Below are 21,406 nucleotides of genomic sequence, written 5' to 3'. Positions count from 1 at the left end.
GCATTTACTTTTCGGCAGCCTCTGCGGTTGCCGAAAAGCCCGTCAACGTTTATGTGCAGCGCAACGAATTCCAGATTCACGTGAAACAGGCTGCGCCGGCGGGGCATCGCTCCAGACCGGCTCGTGGCCTTGAAAGCAAGGCCCAACCCGCATGTCCATGCGCAACATCGCCATCATCGCGCACGTCGACCACGGCAAGACCACGCTCGTCGACAAGCTGCTGCAGCAGTCCGGCACCTATCGTGACAACCAGCGCGTCATCGAGCGCGTGATGGATTCCAACGACCTCGAGAAGGAGCGCGGCATCACCATCCTGGCCAAGGCGACCTCGGTCGTCTGGAAGGATACGCGCATCAACATCGTCGACACCCCCGGCCACGCGGATTTCGGCGGCGAGGTCGAGCGCATCCTGAACATGGTCGACTCGGCCATCGTTCTGGTCGATGCCGCCGAGGGCCCGATGCCGCAGACCAAGTTCGTGGTCTCGAAGGCGCTGAAGCTCGGTCTTCGCCCGATCGTCGCGATCAACAAGGTCGACAAGCCGGACGCCCGCACCACCGAAGTCATCAACGAGGTCTTCGACCTCTTCGCCGCGCTCGACGCCACCGACGAGCAGCTCGATTTCCCGATCCTCTACGGTTCGGGCAAGCAGGGCTGGATGGCCCATTCGCCGGAAGGCCCGCAGGATAGCGGCCTCGCGCCGATGTACGACCTCATCCTCTCGCATGTGCCGGAGCCCAAGGTCGAGGAAGGCCCGTTCCGCATGATCGGCACGCTGCTGGAAGCCAACCCTTATCTCGGCCGCATCATCACCGGCCGCGTCACTTCGGGCACGGCCAAGCCGAACCAGACCGTGAAGGTGCTCTCGGGTGACGGCTCGACCGTCGAGACCGGCCGCATCTCGAAGATCCTCGCCTTCCGTGGCCTCGAGCGCCAGCCGATCGAAGAAGCCGTCGCCGGCGACATCGTCTCGATCGCGGGCCTGGTGAAGGGGTCCGTCGCCGACACCTTCTGCGATCCCAGCGTCGACACCCCGATCAAGGCGCAGCCGATCGATCCGCCGACGGTGTCGATGACCTTCATGGTCAACGATTCCCCGCTTGCCGGTACCGAGGGCGACAAGGTTACCACCCGCGTCATCCGCGACCGCCTGTTCAAGGAGGCCGAGGGCAATGTCGCGCTGAAGATCGAGGAAGCTTCCGACAAGGACAGCTACATCGTCTCCGGCCGCGGCGAATTGCAGCTCGCGATCCTGATCGAGACCATGCGTCGCGAGGGCTTCGAACTCGGCGTCTCCCGTCCCCGCGTCGTGCTGAAGCGCGGTGAGGACGGCCAGTTGCTGGAGCCGATCGAAGAGGTCGTGATCGACGTCGACGAGGAGCATTCCGGCGTCGTCGTGCAGAAGATGTCCGAGCGCAAGGCCGACATGCTGGAGATGCGTCCCTCCGGCGGAAACCGCCTGCGTCTCGTCTTCCACGCTCCGACTCGCGGCCTGATCGGCTACCAGGGCGAATTGCTGACCGACACCCGCGGCACCGCCATCATGAACCGGCTGTTCCATGACTACCTGCCCTACAAGGGCGAGATCGGCGGCCGCCGCAACGGCGTGCTGATCGCGATGGAGACCGGCGAGGCCGTGGCCTATGCGCTGTGGAACCTCGAAGACCGCGGTCCGATGATGATCGAGCCGGGCTGGAAGGTCTATCAGGGCATGATCGTCGGCGAGCACACCCGCGAGAACGATCTCGAAGTGAACGTGCTCAAGGGCAAGAAGCTCACCAACATCCGCACGACGTCGAAGGACGAGGCGGTGCGCCTGACCCCGCCGATCCGGATGACGCTGGAGCGTTCGCTGGCCTGGATCGACGACGACGAGCTCGTCGAGGTCACGCCGAAGTCGATCCGCCTGCGCAAGGGCATCCTCGACCCGAACGAGCGCAAGCGCTCGCAGAAGCAGAAGGCCGAAGTGGCCTGAGATCAAATGCCCGGGCGCGAGCCCGGGCATTTTCGTTTCCGGGTCTGCGCTGAGCGCAGCCCGCGGATGACGCGCCGGGCGATTGTCCTTGCCCGCCCGCTCTGATCCTCTGCCGGCCTCTGGATCGTGTGTCGCATCGGGCCGAAAACTGGAGCCCAGTTTTCGGCCCGATGCGAAAGGGGAAGGATCATCGCCATGCAATTCCGCAATCTCGGCCGCTCGGGCCTGCGCGTCTCGCTCGTCGGGCTCGGCTGCAACAATTTCGGCGGTCGCATCGATCTCGATGCGACGCGCAAGGTCGTCGATGCCGCGATCGAACATGGCATCACCCTGTTCGACACGGCCGACATCTATGGCGAGCGCGGCGGCTCCGAGACCGCGCTCGGCGAGGTTCTGGGCGCGCGGCGCAAGCAGATCGTGCTCGCCAGCAAGTTCGGCATGGATATGGATGCCGAGGGTGTGAAGAAGGGCGGCTCGCGCCGCTACATCATGAACGCCGTCGAGGATTCGCTCCGGCGCCTCAAGACCGACTGGCTCGATCTCTACCAGCTCCACCGGCCGGACCCGCTGACCCCGATCGAGGAGACGCTGCGCGCGATGGACGACCTCGTCCGCCAGGGCAAGGTCCGCTATATCGGCTGCTCGAACGTCGTCGCCTGGCAGGTCGCCGATGCGCAATGGACGGCGCGCGATCTCGGCATCCCCGGCTTCGCCTCGGCCCAGGACGAGTACAGCCTGCTGAAGCGCGGCGCCGAGAAGGACCTGATCCCCGCCATCGCCCATTACGGCATGGGCCTGCTGCCGTATTTCCCGCTCGCCAACGGCGCGCTCACCGGCAAGTACAAGCGCGGCGCGGCGATGCCGGAAGGCGCGCGCCTGACCAAGCTGCCGCAGCGCGCCGACGAGATCTTCAGCGAGGATAACTGGCGCCGCATCGAGGGCCTGACCGCCTTCGCCGAGCAGCGCGGCCATACGTTGGTCGAACTCGCCTTCTCGTGGCTGGCCGCACAGCCGGTCGTCTCCAGCGTCATCGCCGGCGCCACCAGGCCGGAGCAGGTCGCGGCCAACGTCAAGGCGGCCGACTGGGCGCTGAGCCCGGAAGACCTCGCCGAGATCGACCGCATCACCGCGTAGGGCGTGCGACGATTCCGGGAGCGACACCGTCATCCCGGGCTTGACCCGGGATCCATCGTAGAGCGTCGAGCCCTCCGATGGGTCCTGTATCGGCGCGGCTACGCCGCTTGTCCGGGATGACGGCGCGCTTGTTGAAGCGGATGTCTCACAGGAAGGTCGCGATCTCCTCCAGCGGCTTCTTGCCGATGGCGGGGACGGCGCAGTCTTCCTGGGGATAGCCGACAACGAGCAGGATCAGGGCCTTCTCGTTGTCGGGCCGCCCGCAGATCGCGTTGAGGAAGTTCATCGGCGCGGGCGTATGCGTCAGCGTCGCGAGCCCGGCATCGTGCAAGGCGGCGATCAGGAAACCGGTGGCGATGCCCACCGATTCCGGCACGTAATAGTGCTTGATCTTGTTGCCCTCGGCATCGACGCCCCAGCGCTGGGCGAAGATCGCGATCAGCCAGGGCGCGGTCTCAAGGAAGGGCTTGTTCTCGTCGGTGCCGAGATGGGCGAGCGCGTCCAGCCATTCCTCGCCGGCGCGCCCCGCATAGAAGGCGCGCTCCTCCTCCTCCGCGCCCACGCGGATCAGTGCCTTGCGTTGGGGATCGGAGATGCAGACGAAGCTCCAGGGCTGCTGGTTGGCGCCCGAGGGAGCCGTGCCGGCAACGCGCACGGCGGTCTCGATCAATTCGCGCGGCACCGGCCTGTCGGAGAAGTCGCGCACGGTGCGGCGCTTGCGCATCTTGGCGAGGAAGGCGTCGGCCCGCCCCTGCATCTCCGCTTCCGGAACACCCTCGAAGACGAGGGGCATGGTGACATAGGGACTCACGACGCTTCGCTCCTGACGCATTTTGGCCAGCTTGCTGCGAATCGCCGCCCGGATGCAATGGACCGGTTGCGTCTGCCCGCTTATGGTCCGCGCCATGAGCGAGACAACCACCACCGCGCCCGCGCTGAAGCCCGGCGACCATCTCTTCCTGGTCGACGGCTCGAACTTCATTTTCCGGGCCTATTTCCAATCGATCAACCAGGACCGGAAGTACAATGCCCGCTCGGACGGCTTGCCTTCCGGCGCGGTCCGGCTCTTCGCCACCAAGCTCTTCCAGTTCGTGCGCGAGGGCGTGCTCGGCGTCCGGCCGACCCATCTCGCCATCGTCTTCGACAAGTCGGAGAACTCGTTCCGCAAGGCGATCTACCCGGCCTATAAGGGCAACCGCTCGGAGCCGCCGGCCGATCTCATCCCGCAATTCCCGCTGATGCGCGAGGCGGTGCGCGCCTTCGGCCTGATCCCGGTCGAGCAGGATGTCTACGAGGCCGACGATCTGATCGCGACCTATGCGAAGCAGGCCCGCGAGGCCGGCGCCGATGTCCTCATCGTCTCCGCCGACAAGGACCTGATGCAACTGGTGAAGCCGGGCGTCGCCATGTACGACCCCGCCTCCGGCGACCAGAAGAAGGGCGCGGGCTTCCGGGCCGAGCGCCGCATCGGCGAGCCCGAGGTGGTCGAGTATTTCGGCGTCATGCCGGACAAGGTCACCGACGTGCAGGCGCTGGCCGGCGACGCCACCGACAACGTGCCGGGCGCACCGGGCATCGGCATCAAGACCGCGGCCCAGCTCATCGGCGAATACGGCGATCTCGAAACCCTGCTGGCCCGGGCCGGCGAGATCAAGCAGCCCAAGCGCCGGGAGACGCTGACCAATCCCGAGGTGATCGAGAAGGTCCGCATCTCCCACCAGCTCGTCAGCCTCGTCGACGACGTGAAGGTCGAGACGCCCTTGGAAAACCTGACGCTGGAGCAGCCCGATCCGGCGAAGCTCATCGCCTTCCTCAAGGCGATGGAGTTCACGACCATCACCAAGCGCGTCGCCGAGGCCTATGAGGCCGATGTCGGCGCCGTCGACGCCGATCCGGATCTGGCGCCGGGTGGCGCACGCGCCGCCGAGCTCAAGGCCCTCTATGTCGGGGCCGATGCGATCGAGGACGCTGTATCCGGCTCCACACCGGTTGCGTCTCCCGCGCCTGCCGCTGCTACCTCGGGCGCCGCGGTCGGCGAAGACGGCTGGCTGAAGCCGGGCGACCTCGCCGCCGCCCGCAAGAACGAGGCGATCGCCGGCAAGATCGACCGCGCAGCCTATGAATGCGTGCGCACGCTTGCCGATCTCGAACGCTGGATCGGCTGGGCCTACGAGACCGGCCATGTCGCCCTCGATACCGAGACCAATTCGCTCGATGCGATGCAGGCCGATCTGATCGGCGTCTCGCTCGCGGTCGCGCCGGGCCGGGCCTGCTATATCCCGCTCCAGCATCGCGGCGGCGATGGCGGTCTCTTCGATGAAGGTTTGCTCGAAGGCCAGATTCCGCTGGCGGAGGCGGTTGCGGCGCTGAAGCCGCTGCTGGCGGATGCGGGCGTGCTCAAGATCGGCCAGAACCTCAAATACGACCTGCTGATCCTGGAGCGTCATGGCCTCAGCGTGTCCCCGATCGAGGACACGATGCTGATCTCCTATGCGCTCGATGCCGGCAACAACAGCCACGGCATGGACAAGCTCTCGGAATTGCATCTCGGCCACGAGACGATTCCCTATGCGCAGGTCGCCGGTACCGGCAAATCGCAGGTCACCTTCGACAAGGTCCCGCTCGACCGCGCGACGGACTATGCCGCCGAGGATGCCGACGTCACGCTACGCCTGTGGCTCGCGCTGAAGCCGCGCCTCGTCGCCGAGAAGAAGACGGCGGTCTACGAGGTGCTGGAGCGGCCGATGGTCGAGGTCCTCGCCCGGATGGAGCGCCGCGGCATCGCCATCGACCGGCAGATCCTCTCTCGCCTCTCCGGTGATTTCGCGCAGGCGCTGGCCCGGCTGGAGGACGAGATCTACGAGCTCGCCGGCGAGAAATTCACGATCGGCAGCCCCAAGCAGCTTGGCGACATCCTGTTCGGCAAGATGGGGCTGGCGGGCGCCAAGAAGACCGCGACCGGCCAGTGGGCGACCGGCGCCGGAGTGCTGGAAGAGCTCGCCGAGCAGGGGCATCCGTTGCCATCCAAGATCCTGGAATGGCGCCAGCTCGCCAAGCTGAAATCGACCTATACCGACTCGCTGCCTGCTTACGTGAACCCTCAGACCAACCGGGTTCACACCTCCTATGCGCTGGCGGCCACCACCACGGGCCGGCTCTCTTCGTCCGAGCCCAACCTGCAGAACATCCCGATCCGCACCGAGGCCGGCCGCAAGATCCGCACCGCCTTCGTGCCCGAGAAGGGCTACAAGCTCGTCTCGGCCGATTACAGCCAGATCGAACTGCGCCTGCTGGCCCATATCGCCGAGATTCCGCAGCTCCGGCAGGCCTTCGCCGATGGCATCGACATCCACGCCATGACGGCTTCCGAGATGTTCAGCGTGCCCGTCGAGGGCATGCCGAGCGAGGTGCGTCGCCGCGCCAAAGCGATCAATTTCGGCATCATCTACGGCATCTCCGCCTTTGGCCTCGCCAACCAGCTCGGCATTGGCCGCGAGGAGGCGAGCGCCTATATCCGCAAGTATTTCGAGCGCTTCCCCGGCATCCGCGACTACATGGACCAGACCAAGACCCATGTCCGCGCCCATGGCCAGGTCACGACGATTTTCGGCCGCGTCTGCCATTTCCCGGCGGTTTCCTCGAAGAACCCGTCCGAGCGCGCCTTCGTCGAGCGCCAGGCGATCAACGCGCCGATCCAGGGCTCGGCCGCCGACATCATCCGCCGGGCGATGACGCGCATGGACGATGCGCTCGCCGCCAACCGCCTCAATGCCCGCATGCTGCTGCAGGTCCATGACGAGCTGGTCTTCGAGGTCCCGGAGGAGGAGGTCGAGAAGACCTTGCCGATCATCGAGAAGGTCATGGTCGAGGCGCCGCATCCGGCCGTGCAGCTGCGCGTACCGCTCGCAGTCGAGGCCCGCGCCGCCGGCAACTGGGACGAGGCGCACTAAGAGCCTCTGGCCAACCGGAACCCGGTCGATCTTTCCAGCGTTGATCCCGTTGACGCGCCAGGGGGGCGCGGCTCGCGCGTTGGAAGCATCCCATGCTCAGTTCATCGGCCTGGCGGCCGTTTCCGCGCTACATGGCCGAGGCGGAACCGGTCGAGGACACCGTGGAGGTCACGCCCGTCGAGCATGACCTGATCGTGCGCTACGCCATCGTCGGCATCTTCGTCATTCTCGCCACGGCCTCGCTGGCACTGACCAAGGTCATCGCGATGCCGGTCGTTGCGGGCGTCATTTTCGGGCTCGTGCTCGGGCCCCTGGTCGATGTGCTGGCCCGCCACCGCGTTCCCCAACACGCGGCTGCGGCTCTGGTGGTCCTGCTCTTCATTGGCCTGCTGCTTGGCGCGGTCGCGATCCTCGCCGTGCCGGTCGCCGGCTGGAGCGACCAGGCTCCGGCGATGATGGCGGCCCTGCACGGCAAGCTCGCCGGCGTCTTCGCCTTCATGGACGAGTTCAAGCGCGGCATAGCCTCGATCACCGGCAAGGGCGCCGAACTTAGCGTCTCCCAGGGCAATCCGCTCTTCGACATCGCCATGTCCTCGTCGACGGCGGCCGGCGGCATGCTGATCTTCGTCGCGACGATCTATTTCTGGCTGGCGACGCGCCGCCACCTCAAGGCACGCGTGCTCAGGCTCTGTCTCGGTCGGGGCGCGCGCCGTTCGGCTGGGTCCTTCTTCGAGGAGATCGAGGCACGGGTGGCGACCTATTTCGCGTTGGTGACGGTGATCAATCTCGGCATGGGCATCCTGACGATGGCGATCGCCTGGCTTGCGGGCTTGCCTTTTCCGGTTTTTTGGGGCGCGCTCGCCTTCCTGCTCAACTATCTCGCCTTCGTCGGGCCGATCTTCGTCGCGATCATGCTTCTCGCCGGCGCATTGCTGGATGCGCCCTCGATCCTCGCGGCGCTCTGGCCGGCCGCGGCCTATTATGTCCTGCACCTGATCGAGGGCAACGCGGTCACGCCTGTCTTCGTCGGCAACCGGCTGACGATCTCGCCCTTCCTCGTTTTCATCGCTTTCATCTTCTGGCTCTGGCTCTGGGGGCCTGTTGGCGCCGTGCTCTCGACGCCGATCGTCATCGTCGCCATGGTGGCGCAGGAGGAATTTGCGCGCTATCGCCGCGAAAAGGCCAAGTCAGACACCGAAGAGGCCGATAAGACCGGCGAAGCCCAAGCTGCCTGAGCGGTTTCCGGAACAGAACCGCCTTGCACGCGTTTCCCGGTCAAGCGGTGGCCCTTGCGGTCGCCGCGCCTCCTCGCCACCATCCGCATTTCCATCAGCGACAGGACGACACCGCCATGGCCACCACGACATCCGCGAAACGACAGGCTGCCGCCGCCGCCAAACGCGCCAAGGCCGAGGTCGAGGCCGGCGCCGAGGATGTCGCGGCCGAGGTGCGCCAGGCCGGAGCCCGCGCCAAGCGCCAGGCGGGCGCGCTGGAAGACACCCTGACGCGTAGCGCCGAGGATATCGCCGCCACCGTCAGCGAGCGTCTGCGCGCCGTCGGCGTCGACACCGACAAGATGGTCGACATCGCCAAGGAGCAGGCGACCGAGCTGCAGCAGCTGATCGAGGACGAGATCCGCGAGCGGCCGCTGCGCGCGCTCGGCATCGCAGCGGCTGTCGGCCTGTTCGTCGGCTTCCTGTCGGCGCGCTGACCATGTTCGGGGGGATCGGGTCCTTCATCGCCGGGGAGATCTCCGGGGTGGTGAAGCGCAATGTCATCGTCTACGGCCTCTTCGGCCTCGCCGCCCTGCTCATGATCTGTGCCGGCGGCTATGCGTTGAACGCCCTGCATACCGTGCTGGAGCTTCGCTACGGCACGGTTGCGGCCAGCCTCTGGATCGCTGGCGGCCTGTTGGTGGCGGGCTTCCTCGCCATCTGCATCGCGCTCTTCGTCAAGAGCCGGCGCCGGCCGCCGCGCCCTGCCGCGACCGCGGCCCTCGCCGCGGCGCCGCTGGCGGCGAAGCTCATCGGCTCGCGCCTGAGCTGGCGCATGGCGCTGGCCGGCGGCATCGTCGTACTCGGTGCGATTCTGGGTCGCCAGATCGTCGCGGGCGGCGGTGATGACGATGCGGAAGCCTGATTCCGCATCGTTTCCCGGCATGGACGGGGCATGTCTTTTTACATAGGGATGTCGGCATGCGTCCCTTAACAAGAGCTGCATGTCCGATCAGGTGAGGCCTCCCACCCGCTTTCCGATACCGGTTTTCCCGGTCTTCGGCGCACGCCTGCGCTCTGCAACCTCCACGATCATTGCGATCGGCGTGGTGGCGCTGGCGGTCGTGCTGGCCGCCTGGATCAACCAGCAGGCGCGGCAGACGGCGGACCGCGTCTCCCATGCGATCGAGATCCGCGAACGGGCCGAGCGCTTCCTGGGCCGGATGCGCGATGCCGAGACCGGGCAGCGCGGCTTCCTGCTGACCGGTCAGGCCGATTATCTCGACCCCTTCACCGAGGGCCGGGCCGCCGCCGGCCCCGAACTCGACATCCTGGCCGCGCTGGTCGATGCCGATCCGGACCAGAAGGCTCGGGTCGCGGCCTTGCGTGCGGATATGGGCGTCAAGTTCGCGGAACTCGACCGCACGATCTCGCTGGAGCGTGCGGGGCGCCGGCCGGAAGCTCTGGCGTTGGTCCGCAGCGAGGCCGGCACGGCGGCGATGGACCGGCTGCGCGACAACGTCCAGGCCATCCAGCAGAGCGAGAATATCCGCCTGATGTCGCTTTACCGGCGCGAGGAGCGCCGCCGCCTCTGGGGCAGCACCGGCATCGTCGTGGCGCTGGCCGGCCTTGCCTTCGCTGCCTGGCAGCAATTGCGCCGCCGCCAGCGCCGCAGCAACGCATTGGCGATCAGCAATGCCGAGCTCGAGCGGATCGTGAGCGAGCGCACGCGCCAGCTCGAAAGCGAACGCCTGCGCATCGAGGCGCTGCTGCGCGACGTCAATCACCGCGTCGGCAACAACCTCGCCATGGTCTCGGCGCTGCTCAACGTGCAGAGCCGGCAGACGCGGGAGCCGGCGGTGAAGGCCGCGCTGGCACAGGCGCAATCGCGCATCCAGGCGATTGCGGCAGGTCAGCGGCGCTTGCGCCTGGACATCGAGACCGACGAGATCGATGCGCGACCCTATATGGAAGATCTGCTCGCCGAGATCGGCAAATCGGCGGAAGACCGGCCCATCAAGATCGATCTCGACATGGAGTCGATCCGTTTGCCCGGCCGCGACGCGGTTTCCTTCGTCGTCATTGTCAACGAACTCGTGACCAATGCCATCAAGCACGCCTTCCCGGACGGCATGGCGGGGCGGATCGTCATCCGTTTCGCCCCGGCCGACCATGAAGGCGAGCCCGCGCTTGCGCTGTCGATCGAGGATGACGGTGTCGGCATGCCGGCGGACGTGGCGAGCAAGGGCCTGGGCCAGACCGTGATCGCGAGCCTGCTGCGCAGCATGCGGGCGACCATGACGTCCGGGCCGCTCCATGATGACCATGCGGAGCGCCCCGGTACGAGGGTGATGATCGTCTTTCCAAAACGGGAAGCGCCCGCGCCCCAATCCTGAGATGCGTCAGCCCTGGGCCGACTCGAGGTCGGACGGTGCGACCGCGCTTTTCACGAAGGCCGCGACCTCGCGCGTCGAGAAGGGCTTGCGCAGGAAGCGGACGCCGCGCAGCGCGGCGGGCACCTCATGCGGCGCCGATCCCGAGACGAAGGCGAAGGGCGTTCCGCTGTCCTGGAGCACGCTCGCGACGTCGAAGGTCTTGCCGCCCACGACATCGATGTCGAGCAGGGCGCAGGCAAGCGGCTTCGCCGTCATGCGACGGGCTTCGGCCACGGATTCGACGACGATCAACTCGACGGCGTCGCCGAGCTGGTCGGCAACGGCGCTCTCGATGTCCATCGCGATGAACGGGTCGTCCTCGACGATCAGTACGCGGATATCAGCCATCGACCGGCTCTCTCACTCACTGCAATCTCTGGTTACGCGATGTCAACGTAACAGGATTGGCGAAGTTCCTGCTTCGGCACTCCAGCATGGCCGAAAGCTTGGAATTTGAGTCGAATTTGACCGGTCAAGGTTAGCAAAAGGTAATCCCGCCCGCGTTTGGGATGTCAGCGGCGGCGGCCTCCCGAGCCAGCCAAGGTCAGCTCGAACTGCGTCACGCCGACGGCGGCATTGAAGCCGCGCACCGTCTGCGCCACCCGCGGCTGAAGCGTGACCTTGTTGCCTTCGCCTCCGACGAGCGCAGACCCGGCGCCGGTCGCGGCCGGGGCGGGCGCCGTGTAGCTCCCGCTCAAGGCGCCCAGGGGCGCCCGCGCGTAGGGTCCGTAGACATGCCAGGCCATCCGCGTCCCGCGGATCGAGCCGAGATCGACCCCGTACTGGCGGACGATCCCGGTGTAATACTGTACCGGACCGCGGCGCGGCCTGAAGCGGCAGTCGAGCGGCTTCTGTGATTTGGCGATGGCGGCGAAGCCGGCGCCCACGGTGCAGGACAGGCGCCCGGTCGGCGGGCCGGAGGTCTGTGCCGCGGCGGGCTCATGCATTCCTATGAGGCCAGCGAAGGCAAGGGCGGTTAGGCAGGATCGGGAATGCCCAAGGCTCATCGCAAATGCTCCTGTGAACTGGCGGTACGAACGCCCCAAGAAACCCACAGTTCCTGGCTAGGGAACCAAAGGAGAGTTTGTAGCGTTGGCGTTTCATCTTGGCATGGGAATGTCGATGGCCGTGAGTCGTCCTCTTGGGGAAATCCCAACAATAATCGATCCGGAGTTCCTGGCGCTGCCGCCGTTCTGGGAGCTTGAGGACTTGATCGCCGCGGGCCTCGACTGCGAGGCCGCCCTGGCCGTGATGGCGGCGCGCCGCAGCGGCCCCCGCCTCGTCGATGGGATCGTGCCGAGCAGCCGGGAACGAAGCCTGCTGCTGCGCTTCCGGTCGTCCGACGACACGAACTGAAGTCCTCACTGGCAGAACCGCGAGGCGCGTGAGCGCCGCTCCTGAATGTCGACATGCAGGTGATTGGCATGGGCGGCATCCGAACCCGGCCCGAGCGTGGTCATGAAGGCGCCGCAGGCCGATTGCCTGACCGCATCGAGAAAGCGGTTCTGCGCAAGGCCCTGCGGCTTCTCGACCACGACCTCCACCGCATCCCCTCCAGTCCTCAGCTTGATCGCGAAGATGTCGAGCGCCTGGCCGGTCGCGTGCTCGCTGACCGGGCCGGTCGATGCGCGGTTGCGCCGCCGGCATTCGTGGCCGCCGCCGACGCGCAAGGCGACGAGATCGCGCTCGAAATGGCCGCGAGCCAGCGGCTGGAGGCTGCGGTCGAGCCAATCGGCGAGGGTGCGGGCCATGGCGCAGCTCAGCAAGGGCGGGGGTGCGAAGGTCACGACCGCTGGACCGCCCTGTCCGCGGATGGCGAGGGCCTCGACCCGGACCGGTTCGCTGACCCGGCAGGCCGGATCGCTATCCTGCGGCCCGGGCGTCGCCGCTGCGACGCGGTTGCCGGGAACCGCCGCCAAGGCCGACAGGCATGAAGCCTCGGTGGAGGGTGTTACCGGCGCATTCGCGCTCGGGGGTGCTGCCGTCGTAGCCGGCGGCTCGGCCTTTCCGGCTCCATCCGGCACGGACGGGCGCAATTCGGGCGGACGCGGCGGAGGCTTCTGTGCGGAGATCGGGGCCGTGACTGGGGCAGCCGCCGCAATGGCTGGCACCAGCCCGATGCCGAGGGCGATGATCAGAGAGAGGAGAAGCCCTTCGCCCGGACGACCACGGGCGTTCGCCCCGTACGGCTTGTTGGAATGTCGTGCTAGCTGTCCAGGGCCGAGGCGCTGACGATCGTGAGACCCGTCAGGCCGGCAAGGACCAGGGACAGGATGTCCGCGCCCGTCGCGCCCGGTTGCACGATCCCGGAAAAGAGGGCAGCCCCGATCGATAGCGCCGCGATCGCGGCCGAGAAGCAGGTCGTCGCCATAATCCACGCCCTCCCCAACTGCAAACGAAACTGTCATTCAACGCGGAACGCATCATCTCCGCCCGGGTTCCCGGATGGCAAGAAAAAAGGCCCGCGAATGGTGCCGCGGGCCTTGAGAATCTTCGACGGCGGTCGAAGCGTCAGGCGGCCTTGCGGCCGGCGCGGCGATCGAAGAACAGAGCCTGGCTGATCGCGGCCTTCACGGCCTCCGGCTGGAACGGCTTGGTGATCAGGAAGGCCGGCTCCGGCCGGTCGCCGGTCAGGAGGCGCTCGGGATAGGCGGTGATGAAGATCACCGGCACGTCGATCGAGGACAGGATCTCGTTGACGGCGTCGAGGCCGGAGCTGCCGTCGGCGAGCTGGATATCGGCGAGCACCAGCCCGGGCCGCCGCTTGGCGACGAGGGCGATCGCCTCGCGCTGTGTGCGGGCGACGCCGGTGACGGTATGGCCGAGCTCCTCGACCATGGTCTCGATGTCGAGCGCGATGATCGGCTCGTCCTCGATGATCAGTACCTCGGTCGCGACCTGCTCGGCGATTTCCTGGCCTGCGGTCTGGATCAGGGCGGAAGCCTCGGCCGCCGTCACGTCCATGACCTTGGCGACGTCGTCGAGCGGGAAGCCCTCGACCGTCCGCAGCAGGAAGGCTTGGCGCGGGCGCGGCGTCAGCGCCTCCAGATTGCGCTCGGCCGGGGCGCGCGAGAGCTCGACCACCGGCGCGGCCACGTCGACGCTGGCCGACGACCAGAGCTTCAGGAATGTCTTGTACAGACCGATGCGCGGATCGACGTCGCGCGGGAATCCGGAGGGGTCTGCGACCAGCGCTTCCAGCATGGCCACCACATAGGCGTCGCCGCTCGGCTGGCTGCCGCACAGCGCCCGCGCGAAGCGGCGCAGATACGGAAGATGAGGCGCAATTTCTTTTGCAATCGACATGAACGCGTCCCTTTTAACGTGCTGGAATAATGGCTTAGGATACGCGCGAGACAAGGAATTTATTTTTTCCTAACTGTGGAACCTTGTCTGGGGGGGCTCGTTGTAAAGGCGTATTGGTGTCGCTATCGCGTCGTGGCCTTGGCAACGGGCAGGATGTTGCAAGGCCTGGGATAGTGATGTTCGAGAATGAGGGACCGGCTGGAAAAGCTGGCCCGTCGGTGGTGCGAGGGCTGAGATGAACGGGTTGGATGCAGCGATGACTGAACCGGACGATCCCGACGAAGGTTTCGATCTGGTTCTGGACCCCAAGGTGCAGGAATCCATCGGCCGCTCCCTCAAGGCCCATTACGACGACATCGTGAACGCACCCGTGCCCGACAAGTTTCTCGTGCTGCTCGCGCAGCTTGAGGCGACCGAGCAGCGTGCAGCTGGAGCGTCGCGCGATGAGTCCCAGTGATATCGCGCCTGCAGGCCAGACTGAAACCCTGGCGCAGGAACGCAGGACCGAAGACTTCAAGGACGGGTTGATCCGCGAGATTCCGAATCTGCGCGCTTTCGCCGCCTCGCTCTCGGGTTCCATGCAGCTGGCCGACGATCTCGTGCAGGACACGCTGCTGAAGGCCTGGGGCAATTCGGACAAGTTCGAACCCGGGACCAGCCTGCGGGCCTGGCTCTTCACTATCCTGCGTAACACCTATTACTCGCTGTACCGCAAGCGCGGTCGCGAGGTGCAGGACAGCGAAGGCACCTATGCCGAGCGCATGGCGACGCATGGCAATCAGGAAAGCCATCTCGACCTCGCCGATTTCCGCAAGGCGCTGGCGAAGCTCCCGGAGGAGCAGCGCGAAGTGCTGATCATGGTCGGCGCGACCGGGCTCTCCTATGAGGAAGCCGCCGAGATCTGCGGCGTGGCGATCGGGACGATCAAGAGCCGGGTCAATCGTGCGCGCACGAAGCTGGCCGAGCTCCTGTCCATCGGCAGCGTCGATGACCTCGGTCCGGGCCGCACCAATGCAGCCGCGATGCAGAGAGTTGGTTCCGAACCCGTTGGATCTTGATGCGTTTGCGGCGTTTCAGCACAGTCAGGACGCGTCTGCTGGCTTTGCTGGTCGCGATCGCCATCCCGATCGCCTGCGCCTCGGCCTTTGCGGCTTACGCGACCTATCGGGCCGCGATCGTCGCGATCGAAGCCGCGCAGGCGCGCGCCGTCGATGATTTCGCGGTGCGCACCCGCGTCTGGTATCGCGGCATGTCGCGTGCACTGCTCGCCTTCGGCGCCACGGCAGCCGAAACCGGGCTCGCCACGGCCGGATGTCGCGATGCCGGCGTCAAGGCGATGGAACGGTCCGAAGGCTTCCGCGGCTTTCTGCTGCGCGGCACGGATGGACGGGTTTGCGCCGGGGCTGTCGATCCGGACCTTTCCGCTGAGGCGTTGGACGGCTTCGCGAGGCAGCTCGCGGGCCGGCCCGCAGTCGGAATGTGGAACGGCGCCAATCTCGGCCGTATGCGCTACGATCAGGTCACCGCCGGCGGGCGCCGCTATCTCGCCATCCTGGCCTCGGACATCCCCGGTGCGAATGGTGGATTGCAGCAGGCCCTGCTGCTGACGACCCCCGAACTGCTCGAGAACGTCTTCGATCTCGGCGAGGACGGCCAGGTCCTCAATGTCGCCTTGGTCGGACGCGATGCCGGCGTCATCGCCAGCCGTGGCAATAATCGCGACATGTCGTGGCTGCCGCGGACCGACCGCGTGATCGAGAAACATGCGCGCTGGATCGCGCCGAGCCGTGCCGGGGTCGACAAGGTCTATGCTGCCCGCGTGGTCGCCGAGCCGGACTTCTATATCGTCGCCAGCTTCGACGATCGTCCGGCCGACGCCGCCCGGCTGCAATTCGTGGTGCTGCTGCTCGCCCCGCTCCTGACGCTTGCCCTGCTCTGCCTGGTCTGCATGCGGGCGATCGACAAGCATTGCCTGCGCTGGCTGCGCGGGATCGAGGTCGCGGCGCGGTCGCGGACCTCCAACAACCGCGTACGCGCCTCCGTGGCGGACGACATGCCGAGCGACATCCGCAGCGTCGCCGAGGCATTCAACGGCATGGTCGAGGAGCAGGAGGTGCGTCAGCGCCGCCTCCAGACCGCACTCGACGACAACCGCTTCCTCGTCCGGGAGCTGCATCACCGGGTCAAGAACAGCCTGCAGGTCGTGCAGAGCTATATCGGGCTGAGCAAGCGCGATCATCGCGACGAGGCGCGGCTCGCTCTGGCCGATGCCGAATGCCGGGTGCATGTGCTGTCGGCGGCCTATCGTTTCACCCTCGCCGATGGCGAGATGCAGCCGGTCCGGGTCGACCTCTTCCTCGACGACGTCGTCACCATGATCTCCAACCTGATTCGCAGCCGCGACCAGTGGGTGACGAGCCGGATCGAGACCGAGGCGACGCTGTCCGTCGACCGCATCATCCCGCTCGGCTTTCTCGTGGCGGATGTCGCATCGAGAGCGCTGCGCAGCACGCCGGGCGTGCGGATCGCCGTGGAGGTCCTCGATCTCGATGATTCGGCGATCGAGGTCGGGCTCGAGGTCGATCGCGACATCCAGCATAGCCCGCCGCCACGGCTCTTCGCCGGGCTGCTCACCCAGATCGAGGCCGTCCAGACGCAGGAGCCCGGGGGCCGCAGCCTGGGCCGCTGGCGGATCGGCCACGGCTCCTGAAATCTTCAGGTTCGAAAATCTTCGGGTCACACGAGAAAGCGCGCCGCCATCCGGGTCTCTCCGGAATGACGGCGCGCTCGTAGTGATAGTGGATGTTCAGCGAACGATATGCGTGATCGGCCCTTCGGCCATCGCCTGCTGCGACGGCGAGGCGATCGCGCGCTTCGCGGCGCTGCGCGAGCGGTCGGACCGGTCGACGGCAGCGAACTGGACGGCATCGGCCTGACCGCGCTCACCCTTCGCGAGAGCGACGCTCGTCGAGCTCTGGTCCGCCGGCATCTGAAGCCCGGCACCCAGGGTCATGCCGGTCACGGCCCCACCCATGAGGCCGAAGAAGACGATGGCGCGCATGGCCGGCGCGAGGCTGGACTTGAGCATGGATGTCTCCAGGGCTGGCCGGCCGATTGACCGGCTTTCGGGATTGAAAACGCCCGAAATGCGGCTCAGGTTCCCATCAAGGCGTTCGTCGGCCCGCGGCTTCCGTCGCAGCGGAACGCGGAACGCCTTCGCAGCGTTGTCGGAAAAGCCGGATTTGCGCCGGCGATCGGGGGGATCGAATTAAGCCATGAACATCGCCAGCCGGCCGGGACGTCTCGGCACGCCCTGCCTCGCCTGCCCTTTACGGCTCAAGCCCGCTTTCAGGGACAAGTCGGATGAGGAGATCCGCTTCATCCAGACGATGAAGACCGATCACCGTACCGTGCACGCCGGGCAGGACATCATTCATCCCGGGCAGGAGGATGCGGAGCTCTACACGCTCTTCTCGGGCTGGGCCTTCCGCTACAAATCCCTGCCGGACGGGCGCCGCCAGATTCTCAATTTCCTGCTGCCGGGCGACTTGGTCGGATTGCAGGCGTCGCTGCTCTCGGCCGCCGAGCACGGCATCGAGGCCCTGACGGATGTCGAGCTCTGCGTCTTCCCCCGCAAGCGTCTCTGGGACCTGTTCGTGCGGATGCCGACGCTGGCCTACGAAGTGTCCTGGCTCGGCTCGCGCGAGGAGTGCATGGTCGACGACAACCTCACCTCGGTCGGCCAGCGCAACGCGGGCGAACGCATCGCCGCTCTGATCATCGCGCTCTATCACCGGGCCGACGCGCTCGGGCTCGTCACCAATAACGGCTTCGACTTCCCGCTCTCGCAGCAGCAGCTTGCGGATGCGCTCGGGCTCTCGCTCGTTCACACCAGCAAGACCTGGTCGCGGCTGCGTCGCGAAGGCTTGTTCTCGCTGGCAGGGGGAAAGCTCACCTTGCTCAATCCGCATCTCACGGCGCGGATGGCGGCGGCCTATGAGAGGATCACGGCGCCAAGGCCGCTGATCTGACGGCATGGTTTTGGGCCGTTGCGGATTAAGGACTTGGCTAAGCCGCGCTCTTGACCCCATATGCCCCGCAGGTAACGTTGATTTGCGTCAGACGCGTCGTCTCTGCGGCGTTCAAGGGGTGTCATGTCTTCGACGGTTCGTCATCGCCCACCGCGTGCCGCTTCGCTGGCGACTCGCCTGGGGCAGTCCCGCGTCGCGACGCGGATCGAAGGCGAGATGCGCGTCACCGCCGCCGATCTCGTCGATCGCGTGGCCGAGGCGAAGCTGAAGGTCGCGGCCGTCCGCTACAAGGTCGAGGGCGAGGTCCGCAACACCGCGGAGAAGTTCAAGAGCCGCGTCAGCGAGGCCAAGGCGAAGCTCGGCGACGAGGCGCGTTTCATCAAGTCCTGGATCGACGATCCCCGGCGGACCGGCTCGGTCACGCCGTCGAGCCCGGCGCTCGCCAAGCGCATGGCCTCCTTCGTCGATCCGGAGCAGCCCGGCCCGGTTATCGAGATTGGCCCGGGCACCGGCCCCGTCACCGAAGCGCTGATCGAGCGCGGCATTGATGAAAGCCGCTTGATCCTCGTCGAGTACAGCCCCGAATTCTGCGAATTGCTCAGCAAGCGCTTCCCGCGGGCGACGATCGTGCAGGGCGATGCCTATGCCCTGTCGGAGACGCTCGCCGGCCATCTCCATGAGAAGGCGATCGCGCTGGTTTCCAGCCTGCCTTTGTTCAACCGCCCGCCGGCCGCGCGTTCGGCGCTGGCGCGTGAGGTTTTCCCGCTGCTCGTCGAGGGCGCGCCCTTCATCCAGTTCACCTACTCGGTCATCTCGCCGATCCCGCGGAAGGGCTCGGGCCTCAAGGCCTTCGTGTCCGATTGGGTGCTGCGCAACATCCCGCCGGCGCGAGTCTGGGTTTATCGCCAAATTCGCTGATTTCCGGGGGTGCTGACGCTACGTCAGTGCATTCCGGAGCGAATTTCGGCCGTTTCCACACGAAATCGTAAGACCTCGCTGTTAGGCAGCGCTCGCGATCAGGTGCCTATTGGCCTGCTCGGCAGTGAGGAGCCTAACAGCCGATGAGTGGCGCAGTCCTCCGCTACAGTTTGCCGCGTTGGCGCGTGACGCGCTGGTTGGCGGATGCCGGACCGGATGTCCCGCCGGAAATCCGCGTGGCGCTCATCGCCAGCCTTTACGGCACGCTCCCGATCTTCATCGGCGGCGTCGTGAATTCGCTCGCCGTCTCCTTCCTGATCGCCTGGCGCATCCCGACGCTGCCCTTCATGCTCTGGTGCACCTTCGAGGTCATCTGCTGCAGCATCCGCCTGATCGTCCTGGTTCACGCCCGCCGCCGTGCCGCGCGCGGCGCCCCGACGCCGACCGATCTCTATCTGCTGCTGGGCGTCGCCTGGGCAGCGGGGATCGGCGCCGGCACCTTCCTCAGCCTGATGAGCGGGGACTGGGTCGCGGCGACATTGGCCTGTCTCTCGGCCGCCGCGATGGTCGGCGGCATCTGTTTCCGCAATTTCGCCGCGCCGCGCATGGCCGGCGTGATGATCGGGCTGACGCTGGGCCCCTGCGTGCTGGCGACGCCGTTCCTGGCCGAGCCGATGCTGCTGATCACCTTCATGCAGATCCCGCTCTATCTCTTCAGCATGACGGTCGCCGCCTACAAGCTGAACGCCATGCTGATCTCCACCATGCGGGCCGAGCGCGAGAACGCCTTCCATGCCCGGCACGACATGCTCACCGGCTTGTCGAACCGGACCGGGCTGGCCAAGGCCTTCGCGACGCGGTTCGAGAGCGAGACCGCGCCACGGGGGCTCGCGCTGGTCTATCTCGATCTCGATGGCTTCAAGGCGGTCAACGACAATTACGGTCACATGGCGGGCGACGCCCTGCTGCAGCTCGTCGCCGAGCGCTTGCGCGGCCTCGTCCGCAGTTCGGACATCGCGGCGCGCATCGGCGGGGACGAGTTCGTCGTGCTCTCCGAGCAGACCGAACGAACGCAGCTCCAGCGCTTCGGCGAGCGCATCGTGCGCGAAATCTCGGAACCCTACGAACTCGACAGCGGGCACCAGCTCCAGATCGGCGCCTCCGTTGGCATCGCGCTCGCCCCCGAGCATGGCCGCGACATGAACAGCCTGATGACGGCCGCCGATGCGGCGCTCTACCAGGCGAAGTCGCGCGGCAAGTCGCTCTGCGTCATCGCCGGGCAGCGCTCCGTCCTGGATGCCCGGGCTGCGAGCGGACGCCATCCGCGCTTGCAGTAGGGTAACAGGCGGTCGCCGGCGTCGCGCTTCGGCATAGGCTCGGCGCTTGACCGCAGGCACGGCCTCGGGCTTGGCTCTCCCGCCAAGGGGAACGGCCGGGGCGCGAGCGTGACGGATATCGGGCGGCTGGTCCGCGACATCGCCGATGAGATGCGGGGCGCTGAGGAGCGCGGCGAGGTCGCGACCTATATCCCGCCGCTCGCCCGCATCGATCCCCGCCAGTTCGGGCTCTGTGTCGTGACGGCGGATGGCGAGGTCCATGCGTCCGGCGACGCCGAGGAGCCCTTCTCGATCCAGAGCGTCTCGAAGGTCTTTGCGCTGACGCAGGCGCTCGGCAAGGTCGGCGACACGCTCTGGCGCCGGGTCGGCCGCGAGCCCTCGGGCACGCCGTTCAATTCCATCGTCCAGCTCGAGCGCGAGCAGGGCGTGCCGCGCAATCCCTTCATCAATGCCGGCGCCCTCGTCGTCGCCGATATCAACCTCGCCGGCCACGAGCCGCGCGTCGCCATCGGCGAGTTGCTGCGCTTCATGCGCTATCTCGCCGATGACGACACGATCATCATCGATGAAGCCGTGGCGCGGGCCGAGCAGGCGACCGGCTTCCGCAACATCGCGCTCGCCAATTACATGAAGGCCTTCGGCAACATCACCCATCCGCCGGAGCTCACGCTCGGCGTCTATTTCCACCAATGCGCCATCGCGATGAACTGCCGCCAGCTCGCCATGGCCGGGCGCTTCCTGATGCATGGCGGCTTCTACGAGCCCGGCGGCCCCCGCGTCGTCTCGGGCCAGCGGGCGCGGCGCATCAACGCGCTGATGCTGACCTGCGGCCATTACGACGCTTCGGGCGATTTCGCCTTCCGCGTCGGCCTGCCCGGCAAGTCCGGCGTCGGCGGCGGCATTCTCGCGATCGCGCCGGGCAAGGCCGCGATCGCGGTCTGGTCGCCCGGGCTCAATGCCAACGGCAATTCCCTGCTCGGCACGCTGGCGCTCGAACGCCTGACCGAAGCGACGGGCTGGTCGGTTTTCGCGCGGTAGGAACAAGGCTCGTCATGCTCGGGCTCGACCCGAGCATCTCAGGCCGAAGGAGGCGCCGTTTCTGCAGG

22 protein-coding genes are annotated in these 21,406 nt (G+C 66.7%); 15 read left to right on the top strand and 7 right to left on the bottom strand.

Annotated elements, in window-relative coordinates; translation table 11 throughout:
- Window positions 1–151: 151 nt before the first annotated feature.
- Window positions 152–1,975, top strand: a complete 1,824-nt coding sequence (gene typA, locus JHD80_RS03585; RefSeq protein WP_199084997.1) for a translational GTPase TypA — start codon at window positions 152–154, stop codon at window positions 1,973–1,975.
- A gap of 195 nt (window positions 1,976–2,170) precedes the next feature.
- Window positions 2,171–3,109: an aldo/keto reductase gene (locus JHD80_RS03580; RefSeq protein ID WP_199084996.1), complete on the top strand. Its 939-nt coding sequence runs from the start codon at window positions 2,171–2,173 to the stop codon at window positions 3,107–3,109.
- 145 nt (window positions 3,110–3,254) lie between these two features.
- Here the strand turns inward: JHD80_RS03580 and JHD80_RS03575 are convergent, their stop codons facing one another.
- Window positions 3,255–3,920, bottom strand: coding sequence for a nitroreductase family protein (locus JHD80_RS03575; protein WP_465246489.1), 666 nt, complete (start codon window positions 3,918–3,920; stop codon window positions 3,255–3,257).
- 94 nt (window positions 3,921–4,014) lie between these two features.
- Here JHD80_RS03575 and polA point away from each other — a divergent pair, with 94 nt between their 5' ends.
- From polA to JHD80_RS03550, 5 genes are all read left to right on the top strand, one after another.
- The gene (gene polA, locus JHD80_RS03570; protein ID WP_199084995.1) at window positions 4,015–7,059 is read left to right on the top strand and encodes a DNA polymerase I; all 3,045 of its coding nucleotides are present in this window, start codon (window positions 4,015–4,017) and stop codon (window positions 7,057–7,059) included.
- Between the two features lie 92 nt (window positions 7,060–7,151).
- On the top strand, window positions 7,152–8,294 hold the full coding sequence (locus JHD80_RS03565; protein ID WP_199084994.1) for an AI-2E family transporter: 1,143 nt from the start codon (window positions 7,152–7,154) through the stop codon (window positions 8,292–8,294).
- 116 nt (window positions 8,295–8,410) lie between these two features.
- Complete coding sequence (locus JHD80_RS03560) at window positions 8,411–8,770, top strand: glycine zipper domain-containing protein (protein ID WP_199084993.1); 360 nt, start codon at window positions 8,411–8,413, stop codon at window positions 8,768–8,770.
- A 2-nt stretch (window positions 8,771–8,772) separates the two neighbouring features.
- Window positions 8,773–9,198: a hypothetical protein gene (locus tag JHD80_RS03555; protein ID WP_199084992.1), complete on the top strand. Its 426-nt coding sequence runs from the start codon at window positions 8,773–8,775 to the stop codon at window positions 9,196–9,198.
- A gap of 79 nt (window positions 9,199–9,277) precedes the next feature.
- Complete coding sequence (locus JHD80_RS03550; RefSeq protein WP_199084991.1) at window positions 9,278–10,669, top strand: sensor histidine kinase; 1,392 nt, start codon at window positions 9,278–9,280, stop codon at window positions 10,667–10,669.
- 6 nt (window positions 10,670–10,675) lie between these two features.
- Here the strand turns inward: JHD80_RS03550 and JHD80_RS03545 are convergent, their stop codons facing one another.
- A complete protein-coding gene (locus tag JHD80_RS03545; RefSeq protein ID WP_199084990.1) occupies window positions 10,676–11,056 on the bottom strand; it encodes a response regulator in 381 nt (126 codons plus the stop codon).
- Between the two features lie 164 nt (window positions 11,057–11,220).
- Window positions 11,221–11,655 carry a DUF992 domain-containing protein gene (locus tag JHD80_RS03540; protein WP_199084989.1) on the bottom strand — a complete coding sequence of 145 codons (435 nt, stop codon included), beginning with the start codon at window positions 11,653–11,655 and terminating at the stop codon, window positions 11,221–11,223.
- 145 nt (window positions 11,656–11,800) lie between these two features.
- On the opposite strand from JHD80_RS03540, the gene JHD80_RS03535 reads away from it, so the two are divergent.
- Window positions 11,801–12,064: a hypothetical protein gene (locus JHD80_RS03535; protein WP_199084988.1), complete on the top strand. Its 264-nt coding sequence runs from the start codon at window positions 11,801–11,803 to the stop codon at window positions 12,062–12,064.
- Between the two features lie 5 nt (window positions 12,065–12,069).
- Here JHD80_RS03535 and JHD80_RS03530 read toward each other — a convergent pair whose 3' ends face one another.
- The 3 genes from JHD80_RS03530 to JHD80_RS03520 all read right to left on the bottom strand — a co-directional run bounded on the left by JHD80_RS03530 (window position 12,070) and on the right by JHD80_RS03520 (window position 14,014).
- A complete protein-coding gene (locus tag JHD80_RS03530) occupies window positions 12,070–12,732 on the bottom strand; it encodes an extensin-like domain-containing protein (protein WP_349237201.1) in 663 nt (220 codons plus the stop codon).
- A gap of 182 nt (window positions 12,733–12,914) precedes the next feature.
- The gene (locus tag JHD80_RS03525) at window positions 12,915–13,079 is read right to left on the bottom strand and encodes a hypothetical protein (protein ID WP_199084986.1); all 165 of its coding nucleotides are present in this window, start codon (window positions 13,077–13,079) and stop codon (window positions 12,915–12,917) included.
- A gap of 140 nt (window positions 13,080–13,219) precedes the next feature.
- Window positions 13,220–14,014, bottom strand: a complete 795-nt coding sequence (locus tag JHD80_RS03520) for a response regulator (RefSeq protein ID WP_199084985.1) — start codon at window positions 14,012–14,014, stop codon at window positions 13,220–13,222.
- 256 nt (window positions 14,015–14,270) lie between these two features.
- On the opposite strand from JHD80_RS03520, the gene JHD80_RS03515 reads away from it, so the two are divergent.
- The 3 genes from JHD80_RS03515 to JHD80_RS03505 are packed head-to-tail and all read left to right on the top strand — an operon-like array spanning window position 14,271 to window position 16,724.
- Entirely contained in the window at window positions 14,271–14,471 is a 201-nt protein-coding gene (locus JHD80_RS03515; protein ID WP_199084984.1) for a NepR family anti-sigma factor, read from the top strand.
- Complete coding sequence (locus JHD80_RS03510) at window positions 14,458–15,072, top strand: sigma-70 family RNA polymerase sigma factor (RefSeq protein ID WP_199084983.1); 615 nt, start codon at window positions 14,458–14,460, stop codon at window positions 15,070–15,072. Before JHD80_RS03515 ends, JHD80_RS03510 begins: the two co-directional genes overlap by 14 nt.
- Window positions 15,072–16,724, top strand: coding sequence for a histidine kinase dimerization/phosphoacceptor domain -containing protein (locus JHD80_RS03505; RefSeq protein WP_199084982.1), 1,653 nt, complete (start codon window positions 15,072–15,074; stop codon window positions 16,722–16,724). The genes JHD80_RS03510 and JHD80_RS03505 overlap by 1 nt, the downstream gene beginning before the upstream one ends.
- Window positions 16,725–16,820: 96 nt before the next feature.
- Here the strand turns inward: JHD80_RS03505 and JHD80_RS03500 are convergent, their stop codons facing one another.
- A complete protein-coding gene (locus tag JHD80_RS03500) occupies window positions 16,821–17,102 on the bottom strand; it encodes a hypothetical protein (protein ID WP_199084981.1) in 282 nt (93 codons plus the stop codon).
- Window positions 17,103–17,289: 187 nt separating this feature from the next.
- Between JHD80_RS03500 and JHD80_RS03495 the strand changes: the two genes are divergently transcribed.
- From JHD80_RS03495 to JHD80_RS03480, 4 genes are all read left to right on the top strand, one after another.
- Entirely contained in the window at window positions 17,290–18,045 is a 756-nt protein-coding gene (locus JHD80_RS03495) for a Crp/Fnr family transcriptional regulator (protein WP_199084980.1), read from the top strand.
- Between the two features lie 123 nt (window positions 18,046–18,168).
- Entirely contained in the window at window positions 18,169–18,963 is a 795-nt protein-coding gene (locus tag JHD80_RS03490) for a class I SAM-dependent methyltransferase (RefSeq protein ID WP_248311368.1), read from the top strand.
- Window positions 18,964–19,106: 143 nt separating this feature from the next.
- Complete coding sequence (locus JHD80_RS29050; protein ID WP_199084979.1) at window positions 19,107–20,300, top strand: GGDEF domain-containing protein; 1,194 nt, start codon at window positions 19,107–19,109, stop codon at window positions 20,298–20,300.
- Between the two features lie 108 nt (window positions 20,301–20,408).
- On the top strand, window positions 20,409–21,338 hold the full coding sequence (locus JHD80_RS03480; RefSeq protein ID WP_199084978.1) for a glutaminase: 930 nt from the start codon (window positions 20,409–20,411) through the stop codon (window positions 21,336–21,338).
- Window positions 21,339–21,406 lie beyond the last annotated feature (68 nt).

The sequence above is a fragment of the Allobosea sp. ASV33 genome (assembly GCF_016428755.1).
Lineage (GTDB): Bacteria > Pseudomonadota > Alphaproteobacteria > Rhizobiales > Beijerinckiaceae > Allobosea.
The sequence above is the reverse complement of the archived record's forward strand: the minus strand, read 5'-3'. Positions and strand labels throughout refer to the sequence as shown.

Excerpts from the sequence above, each read along its gene's own strand:
- typA (WP_199084997.1), top strand. The coding sequence starts at position 152 with ATGTCCATGCGCAACATCGCCATCATCGCGCACGTCGACCACGGCAAG.
- JHD80_RS03580 (WP_199084996.1), top strand. The coding sequence starts at position 2,171 with ATGCAATTCCGCAATCTCGGCCGCTCGGGCCTGCGCGTCTCGCTCGTC.
- polA (WP_199084995.1), top strand. The coding sequence starts at position 4,015 with ATGAGCGAGACAACCACCACCGCGCCCGCGCTGAAGCCCGGCGACCAT.
- JHD80_RS03565 (WP_199084994.1), top strand. The coding sequence starts at position 7,152 with ATGCTCAGTTCATCGGCCTGGCGGCCGTTTCCGCGCTACATGGCCGAG.
- JHD80_RS03560 (WP_199084993.1), top strand. The coding sequence starts at position 8,411 with ATGGCCACCACGACATCCGCGAAACGACAGGCTGCCGCCGCCGCCAAA.
- JHD80_RS03555 (WP_199084992.1), top strand. The coding sequence starts at position 8,773 with ATGTTCGGGGGGATCGGGTCCTTCATCGCCGGGGAGATCTCCGGGGTG.
- JHD80_RS03550 (WP_199084991.1), top strand. The coding sequence starts at position 9,278 with ATGTCCGATCAGGTGAGGCCTCCCACCCGCTTTCCGATACCGGTTTTC.
- JHD80_RS03545 (WP_199084990.1), bottom strand. The coding sequence starts at position 11,056 with ATGGCTGATATCCGCGTACTGATCGTCGAGGACGACCCGTTCATCGCG.
- JHD80_RS03540 (WP_199084989.1), bottom strand. The coding sequence starts at position 11,655 with ATGCATGAGCCCGCCGCGGCACAGACCTCCGGCCCGCCGACCGGGCGC.
- JHD80_RS03525 (WP_199084986.1), bottom strand. The coding sequence starts at position 13,079 with ATGGCGACGACCTGCTTCTCGGCCGCGATCGCGGCGCTATCGATCGGG.
- JHD80_RS03520 (WP_199084985.1), bottom strand. The coding sequence starts at position 14,014 with ATGTCGATTGCAAAAGAAATTGCGCCTCATCTTCCGTATCTGCGCCGC.
- JHD80_RS03515 (WP_199084984.1), top strand. The coding sequence starts at position 14,271 with ATGACTGAACCGGACGATCCCGACGAAGGTTTCGATCTGGTTCTGGAC.
- JHD80_RS03510 (WP_199084983.1), top strand. The coding sequence starts at position 14,458 with ATGAGTCCCAGTGATATCGCGCCTGCAGGCCAGACTGAAACCCTGGCG.
- JHD80_RS03505 (WP_199084982.1), top strand. The coding sequence starts at position 15,072 with ATGCGTTTGCGGCGTTTCAGCACAGTCAGGACGCGTCTGCTGGCTTTG.
- JHD80_RS03500 (WP_199084981.1), bottom strand. The coding sequence starts at position 17,102 with ATGCTCAAGTCCAGCCTCGCGCCGGCCATGCGCGCCATCGTCTTCTTC.
- JHD80_RS03495 (WP_199084980.1), top strand. The coding sequence starts at position 17,290 with ATGAACATCGCCAGCCGGCCGGGACGTCTCGGCACGCCCTGCCTCGCC.
- JHD80_RS03490 (WP_248311368.1), top strand. The coding sequence starts at position 18,169 with ATGTCTTCGACGGTTCGTCATCGCCCACCGCGTGCCGCTTCGCTGGCG.
- JHD80_RS29050 (WP_199084979.1), top strand. The coding sequence starts at position 19,107 with ATGAGTGGCGCAGTCCTCCGCTACAGTTTGCCGCGTTGGCGCGTGACG.